Below are 12,842 nucleotides of genomic sequence, written 5' to 3'. Positions count from 1 at the left end.
CTCCACATTTGGGGGTTTGCCAGTGTCACGGCTTCTGAAGCTGCTTGCCGCAGCACTGCTGTTCGCGTCCTCGCCGATTGCATATGCACAGTCGGCGAACTGGACCGTCAGCGAAGTCGCGGGCAGGGTCACCGTTCGCGACGCTGCAGGCGATCACGCGGTAGGACGAGGCGGAGTGGTCGCGGCAGGTGCGACGCTTTCCACCGGACCTGGCGGGCGCGCAGTGGTGGTTCGCGGCAAGGACTTCATCACCGTCTCCGCCAACAGCCGGATCCGCATTCCCCTGCCGGCCCAGAAGCGCGGTATGTTCGAAGTGCTCCAGGAGTGGGGAAACGCCATCTTCCAGATCGAGAAGAAGCCGAACCCGCATTTCGGCGTGCAGACGCCCTATCTGGCGGCCGTAGTGAAGGGCACGACCTTCTCGATTACGGTCTCTAGCGAAGGCGCGTCGTTGCAGGTGCTTGAAGGGGCGGTGGAGACCTCCACGATCGATGGCGGCGCGCGCGAGTTGATCCGGCCAGGCATTCTGGCGACCATCACCGCCGCCGATCGATATCGGCTGACGGTGCAAGGGCAAGGCACGCGCACCATCGATTCCCCGCACCGGAGCATGCCTCCGGCTGCGACGGAAGCTCCTTCGCCATCGTCCGGCCCGGCTGGTGACGGTGAGGCGCCCGACGCGGCCCCAGCCGAGGCCGCAGCGCCAGAGGGTGCTTCGTCCACTCCCACCGGCATGACGGATGCGGAGTTGTTCACCACGCAAATGATCACCCAGGCAATTACGGCCAAGCCCGTCGACCTCGGCAGGATGACCGACGGCCTGGTGAGCGGCGCCAGCGACATCCAGGTGGCGAGCGTGAACGCTGCTGTGGTTCGCGCCGACTTGGGCCGCGGAAGCGGAGTCACGGGAGAAGCGGTGGGCGTTGATCCGATCAAGCCTAGCAACGAAGTGGGTCTTGGGTCCGGAACTGGTGATCCCGCCACATCGGCTGGCCCTGGGGCGGGTAACGGAAACGGCTCCGACGCTCCGTCCGCTCCGTCCAAGCCAACTCCTGATGCGAAACCACCTGTTGAAAAGCCCGGCACCGGCGCGGGTAACGACAATCCCGGCAATGGGAACGGCAACGGCGCGGGCAGTGACAATCCCGGCAATGGGAACGGCAACGGCGCTGGCAACGACAATCCCGGCAATGGGAATGGCAACGGCACGGGCAACGACAATCCCGGCAATGGGAACGGCAACGGTGCTGGCAACGACAATCCCGGCAATGGGAATGGCAACGGCGCTGGCAACGACAATCCCGGCAATGGGAACGGCAACGGCGCGGGCAGCGACAATCCCGGCAATGGGAACGGCAACGGCACGGGCAGCGACAATCCCGGCAATGGGAACGGCAACGGTGCTGGCAACGACAATCCCGGCAACGGGAACGGCAACGGTGCTGGCAACGACCACCCCGGCGATGGGAACGGCAACGGCGCTGGCAACGACAATCCCGGCAATGGGAATGGCAACGGCGCGGGCAGCGACAATCCCGGCAATGGGAACGGCAACGGCGCTGGCAACGACAATCCCGGCAATGGGAACGGCAACGGCGCGGGCAGTGACAATCCCGGCAATGGGAACGGCAACGGCGCTGGCAACGACAATCCTGGCAATGGGAACGGCAACGGCGCGGGCAGCGACAATCCCGGCAATGGGAACGGCAACGGCACGGGCAACGACAATCCCGGCAATGGGAACGGCAACGGCGCGGGCAGTGACAATCCCGGCAATGGGAATGGCAACGGTGCTGGCAACGACAATCCTGGCAATGGGAACGGCAACGGCGCGGGCAGCGACAATCCCGGCAATGGGAACGGCAACGGCGCGGGCAGCGACAATCCCGGCAATGGGAATGGCAACGGCACGGGTAACGACAATCCCGGTAACGGGAACGGCAACGGCACGGGCAACGACAAGCCGGGCAACGGCAACGGTAAGGCGGCCAAGGACTGACATTCTGGCCGTTGACCTGCTGTTAGGCTCCTGCAGCTAAAGATCAGGCGCGATCGGGGGCGCTAAATGACTTTTCTCGCGCGTTGGCGGCTTGCCGCTTTGTCCATCAGCATGCTTCTGGCGATAGCGATTGGCGCTTCAGGTTCCGGAGCCGGGGTCGACCGCGCCTTGCGCGGGCTCGACTTCGCGCTCCGCATGCATCCGGCAAGCGGGCAATTGCACATCGTCGAGATTGATGCCCGCAGCATCGCCGCAATCGATCGCTGGCCGTGGCCCCGCAGCAACTATGCACAGATAGTCGACCGGCTTCGTGAAGCCGGCGCGGCCTCTATCGCCTTCGACGTCGATTTGTCCGCGCGTTCCGCGCCTGAAGAGGACGTGGCACTTGCACGGGCGCTGCAACGGGCAGGGGGCAAGGTCATCCTGCCGACGTTCGGCCAGGCAGCAGGCGGCGGCAAGGATGGGTGGACAGACTCTCTGCCGATCCCCGTATTGCGCGCCCATGCCAATCTTGCCGCGGTCAACATCCGGGCGGATTTCGATGGCCAAGTCCGGCGCGCGCCAGTCGGCATCGTGACCGAAGGCGTACCCCGGCCTTCCGTGGCTGCCATGGTCGCCGGCGTGCAAGGCACTGCGGGTGGCGATTTCGAAATCGACTATGCGATCGATCCTGACACCATTCCCCGCCACAGCTTTCTCGAGATCCGTGATGGCAGGTTCGATCCAACGGTGTTTGCCGGCAAGGACGTGCTGATTGGCGCGACCGCCGTCGAATTGGGCGACCGTTATGCCGTCCCTGGCCATGGCGTCCTGCCCGGGGTGGTAATCCAAGCCCTCGCCGCGGAGACCTTGGCGCAAGGTCTTCCGGTGGATGCCGGCTGGGTGTTGCCGCTATTGCTGGCCCTTCTCCTCGCTTGGCCTATCCTCATAGCGAGCAGCCGTGCCGGGCTGCTGGCGGCCAGCGTCGCGGCACCGCTCAGCCTGTTTACGGCGGCCGTAGCGGCGGATGCTGTTGTCCACTGGCTGTTTCTGTTGAGCCCGGCGCTTAGCTGCCTTGCGCTCGTAACCACCACAGCGTTCGCCATGCGGTGGCTTGATGCGGCGCGGCGCAAGCGCGCGTTGGACAGCCAGACAGGGCTCCCCAACCGAGTGGCCCTACGCCAGGCGATGCGCCGAGATCATGCAGCCGGCGTCGTGGCGGCAAGAATCGCTGAATTCGAAAAACTGGCGGCGGGTCTCGGCGAAACCGCGACCGCCGAGCTGATCCGGCGGGTGCGCGACCGTGTCGCGCTGGCCTGTGGGGGTGTCGCTGTTTTCCGCATCGAGGATCGAGTGTTCGCCTGGCGGATCGCGAATGATGATGCACTCGACCCACAGCTAATCAGCCTCCGCGCTCTGATGCTCAGCCCCGTCGAGGTCGCTGGGCGCCGGGTCGACGTTTCGCTCGCATTTGGTTACGCCGTGGAGCGTGTTGGTGAAGGCGGCGAACGTGCCGTAGCGCAGGCGGCGCTGGCGGCTGCCCGCGCGCTCGCGGAAGGGCGCGCCTGGCATGTGCACCAGTTAGAGGAAGAAGACACAGTCGACCGCGAGTTGTCGCTTCTCGGCGAATTGGACGAAGCACTCGGCAAGGGCGAGATCCAGGTGCTGTACCAGCCCAAGCTGGATCTGAAGACCGGCCACATCTCGAGCGTTGAGGCACTGGTACGCTGGAATCATGGCACGCGCGGATTTCTGCGCCCCGACCTGTTCATACCGCTAGCCGAGCGCAACGACCGGATTGCCGGATTGACGTTGCATGTCGTCGGGCAGACAATCACAGACTTGCTGAACTGGCAATCCTCCGGCCGGCAGCTCACCGGCGCCGTGAACATCTCAGCCAAGCTGCTCAATTCGGCACCCTTCATCGCCGATCTGCGCGAAGTGGTGGAAAATAGTGGGATCTCACCCGCTTTGCTCACCTTTGAAGTGACGGAGTCCGCCGCGATGGGTGATCCTGCAGGCGCGTCTGCCGCGCTTCAGTCGTTCCGGAATCTGGGCATCGGCATATCGATGGACGATTATGGCACCGGCCAGTCCACCTTGAGCTACCTGAAGCAACTGCCGCTCAACGAATTGAAGATTGACCGAAGCTTCGTTCAATTCGCACACCAGAATCGCGGCGACGGCGCGTTGGTGCGGTCAACTATCGATCTTGCGCACGAGCTGGGGCTGAAGGTCGTAGCGGAGGGCGTGGAAGAACAGGCCTGTCTAGACTTCCTGCGCGCGATCGGCTGCGATTTGGCCCAAGGTTACCTGATCAGCAAACCAGTCTCGGCCATGGAGCTGCAACCTTTGCTCGGCAGGACGTATCCACTTGCCGCCTAGGAGGGCGCAAGCGGGTCTGGCGGTAAACTCGGCGCCGGGCGCTAGGTAATATCGCGGCGCGAACGAGCCTGAGCTGTTGCACCGTACCACGCGAGTTTAGGTCTTGACCGCTTTTCGCGCGAGGCTTCTCGCTCCACGGCGAGTACGGGGCAAGACGACCGTATCGCTGCATGCCTGCGAAAGGGATGCCGGTCTCGGCCCAGCGCTACCCGCCCGGGCGATGCCGCCGCCGTTCGGGCCGGCAGGGAAACTGGCCCTTGATGCACTGGTTGAAGTACGTGCCGGCAGAGGCCGCCTTTCCGAGCGCATCGTAAATGGCCCGGGGTACGCCCGAATACAGGTAGCGGCCCGACTGCTTGAACGAGATCAGCAACGTCTGCGCGTCGTCGTCGAAGACTACGCGGTCGATGATCGAAGAGTTGAGGCGCTTGGGACGCATGTTGGGCTGAGCGGGCGGGGGACTCAGGTGTTCCAAGGGCTGCGCCGGTGCGAGTCGATCCCGGGGCGAGGCGAGTCGTGCCTTGTCCTCCCTTTGCGAGGGAGAATCTAGAAGCCTTACAGCTCACCCCAGTCAATCGGCTGGTGGCGGTCGAGATACTTGGACTGGTCGCTCAGCGGGTATTTAAGGCCGGTTGCGCAGTTGAACAGCACCACGCGTTCCTCGGCGTCGACCAGCCCGCCGGCCAGTGCGTCGCGGTACGCCGCCAGGGTCGCGCCGCCTTCCGGACACATCAGCAGCCCGTCCTTGCGCGCGGCGTCGTCCACTGCCTTGACCAGGGCCGCGTCGCTGACGGCCAGCGCCTTGCCGCCGCTCGCCCGCACGGCGTCGAGGATCAGGAAGTCGCCCACCGCCTGGGGCACGCGTATGCCGGCGGCAACGGTGTGTGCATCCTCCCAGCGGGTGGCGTGGCGCTCGCCCGCTTCAAAGGCGCGGACGATGGGGGCGCAGCCCTCCGCCTGCACCGCGTACATGCGCGGGCGCTTGGCGCCGATCCAGCCAAGCGCCTCCATCTCGTCGAACGCCTTCCACATGCCGATCAGGCCAGTGCCGCCGCCAGTGGGGTAGAAGATCGCGTCGGGCAGTTCCCAGCCGAATTGCTCAGCGAGCTCCAGTCCCATCGTCTTCTTGCCTTCGATCCTATATGGTTCCTTCAAGGTTGACAGATCGAACCACCCGCGCGTGTCCTTGCTTTGACCGACGATCTTGCCGCAATCGTCGATCAGGCCGTTGACGCGGTAGACGCGCGCGCCCTGTGCCGCGATCTCGCGCACGTTGATGTCGGGCGTGTCGGCGGGGCAGAAGATCACCGCCTCGATGCCCGCGCGTGCGGCATAGGCTGCAGCGGCGGCGCCGGCGTTGCCGTTGGTCGGCATGGCGATGGTGGTGACGCCGAGTTCCTTGGCCATCGCGACCGCCATCACCAGCCCGCGCGCCTTGAACGATCCCGTGGGCAGCCGACCCTCGTCCTTGACCCAGACATTGCCGGTTTCCTTCTCCAGCGGAACGATGGGCGTGGCAGTCTCGCCCAAGCTGACGATGTTCGTTGTCTGGCGGACCGGCAATAGCTCGCGATAGCGCCACAGGTCGGCGGGACGCTGCGCCAGCGCTTCCGGCGTAAGCGCCGCCTTCACGCCTTCCAGATCGTAGCGTACCAGCAGCGGGCGCCCGGCGCGCGACAGGCCGTGCAGCTGGTCGGCCTCGTAGCGCTCGCCGGTCATCGAGCATTCCAGATGCGTGACGAAGGTCGGCCGGTCAGTGGTGAGATTGGCGTCGTGGCGCATGGTGGCTCCGCAGCAAGGATCGCTCCAGCCATACCGCCCAGTGGGCTGCTGGCGCGAGGTTTTTCCTTGACTGTGCAATAGCCTGACCTTTGCCGCGGGCATGCCCGTTTGCGCGACTGGGATACGCTCCCCATATGCGCCGGCCTATGAGCGACAAGAACAACGCATGGCACGGCACGACCATTCTCTCCGTGCGCAAATCGGGCAAGGTAGTGATTGCGGGCGATGGCCAGGTCTCGGCGGGCAACACCGTCATGAAGCCCAATGCGCGAAAGGTGCGGCCGCTGGGCGATGGCAAAGTCATCGCCGGTTTCGCAGGCGCGACGGCGGATGCATTCACGCTGTTCGAGCGGTTGGAAAGCAAGCTCGAGCGGCACCAGGGGCAGCTGCTGCGTGCGGCGGTGGAACTCGCCAAGGATTGGCGGACCGATAAGTATCTGCGCAATCTGGAGGCGATGCTGATCGTCGCCGACAAGGACGTAACGCTGGTGGTCACCGGCAATGGCGATGTGCTGGAGCCCGAAGGCGGCGTCGCCGCGATTGGATCGGGTGGCAACTTCGCGCTCGCCGCGGCCCGGGCACTGGTCGACTATGAAAGCGACGCTGAAAAGATCGCGCGCCAGGCGATGAAGATCGCCGGCGAGCTGTGTGTCTATACCAACGACCGGTTGACCGTGGAGACGCTCGACAGCGCGAACTAAGCGGGTCCAGCGAAAACGACAACTTTCTCAACTTCACCTGCCGGGACCACCGGCTGTTCAAGAGAATCCATGAACCAGAACCTCACCCCCAAGACGATCGTCGCCGCCCTCGACAGCCACATCATCGGCCAGCGTGATGCCAAAAAGGCAGTGGCGGTTGCACTGCGCAACCGCTGGCGCCGTCAGCAGCTTTCCGCCGATCTGCGCGATGAGGTCACGCCCAAGAACATCCTGATGATTGGGCCGACCGGCTGCGGAAAGACCGAGATCAGCCGGCGTCTCGCCAAACTGGCCGACGCGCCGTTCGTGAAAGTGGAAGCCACCAAGTTCACGGAGGTCGGCTATGTCGGCCGCGACGTCGAGCAGATCGCCCGCGACCTGGTCGAGGAAGCGATCCGGCTGGAAAAGGAGCGCCGCCGCTCCGCGGTGAAGGACAAGGCCGAGGAGGCGGCGATGAACCGCCTGCTCGACGCGCTGACCGGCAAGGATGCGAGCACCGCGACGCGCGAGGCGTTCAAGCAGCGCTTCCATGACGGCGTCCTCGACAATACCGAGATCGAGATTGAAGTCGAGCAAGCGCCGACCATGCCGTTCGATGTGCCCGGTGGCGCGCCGCAGATGATCAACCTGAGCGAGATGATGAAGGGGCTGGCGGGTACCCCGCTCAAGCGCCGCAAGCTCAATGTGCGCAGCGCATGGGACAAGCTGGTGGAGGAAGAAGCCGACAAGCGGCTCGATCAGGACGAGGTCAGCCGAGTCGCGCTGGCGGACGCCGAGGCAAACGGGATCGTCTTCCTAGACGAGATCGACAAGATCGCGGTGTCGGACGTGCGCGGCGGATCGGTGAGCCGCGAAGGCGTGCAGCGCGACTTGCTTCCGCTGATCGAGGGCACGACCGTTGCAACCAAGTACGGGCCGATGAAGACCGATCATATCCTCTTCATTGCCAGCGGCGCGTTCCACGTCGCCAAGCCGTCGGATCTGTTGCCCGAGCTCCAGGGCCGCTTGCCCATTCGCGTCGAGCTGAAGGCGCTGACCGAGGAGGATTTCGTCGCGATCCTCTCTGACACCAAGGCGAGCCTGGTGCAGCAATATGCCGCGCTGCTGGGGACCGAGGGCGTCAGCATCGACTTCACTCAGGACGGCATCCGCGCGGTCGCCAAGATCGCTGCCGAAGTGAATGGCGAGGTGGAGAATATCGGCGCGCGCCGCTTGTCGACAGTGATGGAAAAGCTGCTGGAGGAAGTCAGCTTCGATGCCGAGGATCGCTCGGGCCAAACGCTGCTGATCGACGCGGCCTATGTTGACAAGCAGCTGTCCAGTGTGGCGCGCAACACCGATCTCAGCCGCTACGTGCTTTGATGCGGCAAGGGCTTCCCGAGCGGATCGGGAAGCCCTTGGGCGTCAGTCGGTAGGGTTGCCGCTGGGCTTGGCTTTGCCGACATCGCCAGCGGGATCATAATCCTTGGCCCAGTGAGCCTCGTCATTCTCGCTGTCCATCGTGTCCTTTGGCCGCATCGCGTCGCCGGATTTCTGGTGCTCGGTGGACAGGTTGTGCGGATCGGTGCCGCCGGGTGTATCAGGCATCGTCGGTCTCCTGGGGAGCGGCGGGTTTGGACGTCGGACGCCGCGCCGCGCGCGGCTTCGCCGCGGTGCTCGGTTCCGCCTTGCGGCGCCGTACGGGCGGCGTTGATGTGTTCGCCGGTACGGGGTTGGGGGCGGCAGGCGCCGCCGCTTCCCCGTTGTCGGCGGGTACAGTCGCCGCCTCAGTTGCGGCGGTGCGAATTCGCTTCACCACGGGAGCGACCACAGCGGTTGCGATGTTGGCCGCGAGGTGCGCCATATCTTGGCCGGTGCCTGCGCCGGCATCGAGCGCCTTGCTTACTGCCTTGGACGCGCCTTCCTTCACCTTGGGTTCGTTCTTGAGGCGCGCCGCGAGCGCGACCAGCCCGGCGGCGATCAGATCGGCGACCACAGGATGCTTCGCCAGGTCGGTCAGCTTTTCACGAACGTCCTTTGGCAGCTTCGCGCCATTTATGCTCTTCGGCAGCACGCCCTTGGTCTTCTCTGGCTTGGCGCCCTTCGCCGGTTTGGCTGTGCGTTCCTCGGCCTTTTTCTTTTTACTCGCCATGCAATCCTCCATGCCGCTCGACGGCATCCTGACCGCCAGCATCTTCCCTGATCAACGTCGACAGGGGGGGCGTCAGTTCCGTCGCCGGTTCAATGGCCGGCATGTGCGTCCTCTTCGGCTTCGAACACGATGTCTAATCCGCCCGGAGCATCCTCCGGCTTCGTGCCCGACACGTTTCCGCCTGCATCCGGCGTGGTCGTCTGGTTCAGCTGCTCGGCGAGTGCATCGGCATCCCTGCCGCGCGTTGTCTCGCCATGCTGAGGCCGCGTATCGTCTTCCATCGCCGTCTCCATCAGCCCCCGCTGATCGAACGGGGGAGCGGCGCGAGCGTTCCGTCAGCGGTGGCGCGCTGGTGCCCGTCGACCAGAGCCTGGAGGAAGTCGCGCAGGTTCTGGCTGTTGGCCTCCCAACTGAAGGGCTCCACCGTTGCGCGCACTGCTTCGGCATGTGGCGGTGCTGCGATCAAGGATTGTATCGCCTCGGCGAAATCCGCAGCGGTGCGGGCGACGATCCTCCCGGCGGTGGGCGTGCGAACAATCTGGCGCGCGCCCCCGACATCGGGAACGACGATGGGCGTGCCGCTGGCGAGTGCCTCGGTCCACGCATTGGCCAAGCCCTCACGCTCGGAGGCGAGGGCCATAACATCAGCGGCGGCAAGCAGATCGGCAACGGTGTCGTGCGGCACCGATCCGAGTAGCCGAACGCGATCGCCCACGCCCAGCCTGGCGATGCGTCGTTCAAGCTGCGGCCGATGCGGGCCTTCGCCGGCGATCCACAGCGGGGTGCCGGGCAGCGTGGCAACGGCGTCAATGACGATCTCATGCCCTTTAAGCGGGATCAGCGCGCCAGCCGAGAGGACCAGCGGACCTTGTATGCCGAGTGCCGACTTGGCGGCGCTGCGGTCGGCCGGTGCGAACCGGGAGAGATCTACGCCCGTGACGATGCAGCGGATTCGCTCGCGCGGCATACCCAAGCCAGCCATGTCGTCGCGAAGTGCTTCAGACACGGCAATCATGCCGTTCGCGGCGCAGCCCGCTGCTACAATCTGGCGACGAATGGTAGGTTTTCGAGTCCAGCGGTGAATGTCGGATCCGCGCGCTTTTATCGATACCGGCACGCGGTAGCGCTTGCCAAGTGCGACTGCTGCCACCCCGTCTGGGAAGAAAAATTCGGCGGCGATCACATCGAATGGAAACTCGTCTCGGATCCGATCGAGCGTCGGCGTCACGCCGCGCACCATTTCAGCAGCGTGCCAACGGCCACCGGTTCCTGGGAGATTCATGAAGACGGGGCGGTAAAGCTGCAGGCCGTTCCAGCGCTCTTTGGCCGGGAGCGCGGCAAGCGGCGCGTAGCGGGGAAGGCGGGAGAGCGGCCAGGGCGGAATGCCTCTGGGGGCGACCACGCGAACGTCGACATCGCCGTGCCCAGCAAGCGCCTGCGTCTGACGTTCGACGAATATGCCGAAATTGGGTCGGGACGCGTCAGGAAAGAGTGTGGAGAGGACCAGCACGCGGAGCATGGCGGCGTTTATAAGCGCCCAAGCGTTAACTCCATGCTCCGCGCGAGATCAGCAGCCTTTAGCGGCAGCGGCGACGGTTGTTGCTGTTGGCGCGGTCGATCTCACGGCCAGCCAGCGCGCCGGCGACTGCACCCAGAACGGTGCCGCCAGTGCGGTCGCCACGCGTGTCGATCGTGCGGCCGACCAGCGCACCGCCGATGCCACCGACGACCAGTCCGGTGGTGCCGTTGGACTTCTTGCAGTAGGTCCGGCCATCGCGGCCGCGCCATTCACGATAGCGCGAGCGGCGCTGATCATCCTTGTAGCTGTACGACTTGGCTTCTGCCTTTGCAGTCGGCAGCGCCATCGAAACGGGGGCCAGCAGCGACAATGCGCCAGCAGCGAGCATGAAATTACGCATTTAATGTACTCCCTTGATATTCACTTTTCGGAACCGGTAACGAAACGTCCCGCCTCTACCGCGGGTTTCATGAACCCAGAACTACAACATGGTCAGCGGAGGTTAGGGTGAGCGAAGCACGAGCCATCATCGACCAACTCGGGCTGGCGCCGCACCCGGAGGGAGGGTGGTACCGGGAGACCTGGCGGGCCGAAGCAGCTGAGCGCGAGCGGTCCGCGGGCACCGCGATCCATTTCCTGTTGGAGGCAGGACAGCGGTCGCACTGGCACCGCGTGGATGCCGACGAACTTTGGCTTTGGCATGCCGGTACCCCTTTGACGCTGGAGATCGCCGAAGGTGAAGCAGCCGATATTCAGACGATCGTTCTGGGCGGCGACGTCCTGGCGGAGCAAGTGCCCCAGGCCCGCGTGCCAGCAGGGGCGTGGCAGGCGGCCACGGCCGGAGCCGGGTGGGCGCTGGTTAGTTGCGTCGTGGTCCCGGGCTTCGATTTCGCCGGGTTCGAACTAGCCGCTCCGGGCTGGAGCCCGGGCGCGGATGACGATCAGGCAAGTGTGTAGTCCAAATTGATCTCGGCGTTCATCAGCTTGGATACCGGGCAATTCTGTTCGGCACCGCGTGCGAGCGCCTCGAATTGCTCTTCGGAGATACCAGGAACGCTGGCGGCCAACGTCAGGTCGGACCGAGTGATCTTGAAGCCGCCAGCGCCATCCTGCTCCAATTTCACCGCCGCCTTGGTTTCCAGCGAGCCGCCGTTGAACCCAGCCTGTGCCAGCGCGAAGCTGAGCGCCATGGTGAAGCATCCGGCATGCGCGGCAGCGATCAGCTCTTCAGGATTGGTGCCCTTCTCATCGCCGAAGCGGGTGTTGAAGCTGTACGGCGTTGCTTCAAGCACGCCAGATGGGCTGGTCAGCTGGCCCTTGCCTTCTTTGCCGAACCCTTCGTAGCGGGCGATGGCGGTGCGGGTAGTCATGTGGTTCTCCTCGCGTTTGGTTAGCCGACGACCGGGGCAACGCCCCTGGCGGTGTGCGCAGGCTCGGCAGAGGTGGCGCGGCCGGACCCGGCGCGGGGAAGCGCAAGTTCGGCGCCCGCGGTCTCCTCGGCATCGGGCACTTGCTTCAGCCCGCGAGCCACCAGCACATCGGCAATCGTAGCGCCGACCACGAAGCCGATCGCGCCCCAGACCCAAGGATTGCGCGGCGAGTTGCGCGCGGCGAGTGCGAGCGCGCCGAGATCCAGGGCGTCACCGGCGACGCGCGAGCCCACGCGCTCGGCATGGGCAGGTGCGCCGAGAATGGCGAGCCCGGCGGCGATTTCGCGCGCGCCGAATGCCTTTACCAAGGTTTCATGCCCCTGCGCATCGAGCGCCTGGGTGATCTTACGCGGTGCAAGCAGTTCGGCGGCGCCAAGCGCGAGCGAAAACCAGCCAAGCCCCTTGGAGAGTTGCTTGTAGTCGGCGCGCATCCCTCAATCCTTCAGCGAAGCGGGAACCTTGCCGCCGCTCTTTTCGAGCTGCTGCATCACTGCCTTGTGCAGCCAGATGTTCATTTCCGCCGAGCCGTTCTTCTCGCGGGTATAGCCAAGCTCGGTGGCGAGTTCCTTGCGGTTGTCGAGGCTCGAATCCAGGTCGAGCAGCTTCATCAGATCGACGATCGACGTGCGCCAGTTGAGGTCCGGACTGCCCTTGCTCGAGGCGATGCCGCTCAGCACCTGTTCGACATCAACAGGCTGTTGTGCGGGCGTGGGTGCCGCGGGCTGTTGTGCCTGGGGTCCGGCAGGCGTCTGCGCCGCCGGGACAGTTGGCGCGGGCTGCGCCGAAGGTGTCGGGCTGGGCGTGTCGCGGCGATTGTTGCTGTGGCCGAGATAATTGTCACCGAACGGGCCGCCGCCCTTGCCGAAGATTGCGTCCTTGATCTTGCCGAAGATGCTCATTGCTTCGTCTCCCAATC

General features: G+C 64.9%; 15 protein-coding genes. 5 read left to right on the top strand and 10 right to left on the bottom strand.

The window, feature by feature from the left end:
- Window positions 1-22 precede the first annotated feature (22 nt).
- Both FHT02_RS07035 and FHT02_RS07030 read left to right on the top strand, forming a co-directional pair.
- Window positions 23-1,999, top strand: a complete 1,977-nt coding sequence (locus tag FHT02_RS07035) for a FecR domain-containing protein (RefSeq protein WP_184085928.1) — start codon at window positions 23-25, stop codon at window positions 1,997-1,999.
- Between the two features lie 111 nt (window positions 2,000-2,110).
- Window positions 2,111-4,363 carry a GGDEF domain-containing phosphodiesterase gene (locus FHT02_RS07030; protein WP_184085926.1) on the top strand — a complete coding sequence of 751 codons (2,253 nt, stop codon included), beginning with the start codon at window positions 2,111-2,113 and terminating at the stop codon, window positions 4,361-4,363.
- Window positions 4,364-4,568: 205 nt separating this feature from the next.
- Here the strand turns inward: FHT02_RS07030 and FHT02_RS07025 are convergent, their stop codons facing one another.
- On the bottom strand, window positions 4,569-4,802 hold the full coding sequence (locus FHT02_RS07025) for a KTSC domain-containing protein (protein ID WP_221239340.1): 234 nt from the start codon (window positions 4,800-4,802) through the stop codon (window positions 4,569-4,571).
- A gap of 116 nt (window positions 4,803-4,918) precedes the next feature.
- Window positions 4,919-6,145, bottom strand: coding sequence for a threonine synthase (locus FHT02_RS07020; protein WP_184085924.1), 1,227 nt, complete (start codon window positions 6,143-6,145; stop codon window positions 4,919-4,921).
- A gap of 146 nt (window positions 6,146-6,291) precedes the next feature.
- Between FHT02_RS07020 and hslV the strand changes: the two genes are divergently transcribed.
- The gene (gene hslV, locus FHT02_RS07015) at window positions 6,292-6,846 is read left to right on the top strand and encodes an ATP-dependent protease subunit HslV (RefSeq protein WP_184085922.1); all 555 of its coding nucleotides are present in this window, start codon (window positions 6,292-6,294) and stop codon (window positions 6,844-6,846) included.
- Between the two features lie 69 nt (window positions 6,847-6,915).
- Complete coding sequence (gene hslU, locus FHT02_RS07010; protein WP_184085920.1) at window positions 6,916-8,208, top strand: ATP-dependent protease ATPase subunit HslU; 1,293 nt, start codon at window positions 6,916-6,918, stop codon at window positions 8,206-8,208.
- 42 nt (window positions 8,209-8,250) lie between these two features.
- Here the strand turns inward: hslU and FHT02_RS07005 are convergent, their stop codons facing one another.
- The 5 genes from FHT02_RS07005 to FHT02_RS06985 all read right to left on the bottom strand — a co-directional run bounded on the left by FHT02_RS07005 (window position 8,251) and on the right by FHT02_RS06985 (window position 10,896).
- A complete protein-coding gene (locus tag FHT02_RS07005) occupies window positions 8,251-8,433 on the bottom strand; it encodes a hypothetical protein (RefSeq protein WP_184085918.1) in 183 nt (60 codons plus the stop codon).
- Complete coding sequence (locus tag FHT02_RS07000; protein WP_184085916.1) at window positions 8,426-8,977, bottom strand: hypothetical protein; 552 nt, start codon at window positions 8,975-8,977, stop codon at window positions 8,426-8,428. The genes FHT02_RS07005 and FHT02_RS07000 overlap by 8 nt, the downstream gene beginning before the upstream one ends.
- 89 nt (window positions 8,978-9,066) lie before the next feature.
- Entirely contained in the window at window positions 9,067-9,258 is a 192-nt protein-coding gene (locus tag FHT02_RS06995) for a hypothetical protein (protein ID WP_184085914.1), read from the bottom strand.
- 11 nt (window positions 9,259-9,269) lie between these two features.
- The gene (locus FHT02_RS06990) at window positions 9,270-10,496 is read right to left on the bottom strand and encodes a glycosyltransferase (RefSeq protein WP_184085912.1); all 1,227 of its coding nucleotides are present in this window, start codon (window positions 10,494-10,496) and stop codon (window positions 9,270-9,272) included.
- Window positions 10,497-10,554: 58 nt separating this feature from the next.
- Window positions 10,555-10,896, bottom strand: coding sequence for a glycine zipper 2TM domain-containing protein (locus FHT02_RS06985; RefSeq protein WP_184085910.1), 342 nt, complete (start codon window positions 10,894-10,896; stop codon window positions 10,555-10,557).
- 107 nt (window positions 10,897-11,003) lie between these two features.
- Between FHT02_RS06985 and FHT02_RS06980 the strand changes: the two genes are divergently transcribed.
- Window positions 11,004-11,453, top strand: coding sequence for a cupin domain-containing protein (locus FHT02_RS06980; RefSeq protein ID WP_184085908.1), 450 nt, complete (start codon window positions 11,004-11,006; stop codon window positions 11,451-11,453).
- On the opposite strand, the gene FHT02_RS06975 is transcribed toward FHT02_RS06980, so the two are convergent.
- The 3 genes from FHT02_RS06975 to FHT02_RS06965 are packed head-to-tail and all read right to left on the bottom strand — an operon-like array spanning window position 11,438 to window position 12,825.
- A complete protein-coding gene (locus tag FHT02_RS06975) occupies window positions 11,438-11,866 on the bottom strand; it encodes an OsmC family protein (RefSeq protein ID WP_184085906.1) in 429 nt (142 codons plus the stop codon). The two genes, FHT02_RS06980 and FHT02_RS06975, sit on opposite strands and share 16 nt — an antisense overlap.
- Before the next feature lie 20 nt (window positions 11,867-11,886).
- Window positions 11,887-12,357: a hypothetical protein gene (locus FHT02_RS06970; protein WP_184085904.1), complete on the bottom strand. Its 471-nt coding sequence runs from the start codon at window positions 12,355-12,357 to the stop codon at window positions 11,887-11,889.
- A 3-nt stretch (window positions 12,358-12,360) separates the two neighbouring features.
- Window positions 12,361-12,825: a DUF3597 domain-containing protein gene (locus FHT02_RS06965; protein WP_184085902.1), complete on the bottom strand. Its 465-nt coding sequence runs from the start codon at window positions 12,823-12,825 to the stop codon at window positions 12,361-12,363.
- Between the last annotated feature and the right edge of the window lie 17 nt (window positions 12,826-12,842).

The sequence above is a fragment of the Sphingomonas xinjiangensis genome (genome assembly GCF_014199255.1).
GTDB classification, from domain to species: Bacteria; Pseudomonadota; Alphaproteobacteria; order Sphingomonadales; family Sphingomonadaceae; genus Sphingomonas; species Sphingomonas xinjiangensis.
The sequence above is the reverse complement of the archived record's forward strand: the minus strand, read 5'-3'. Positions and strand labels throughout refer to the sequence as shown.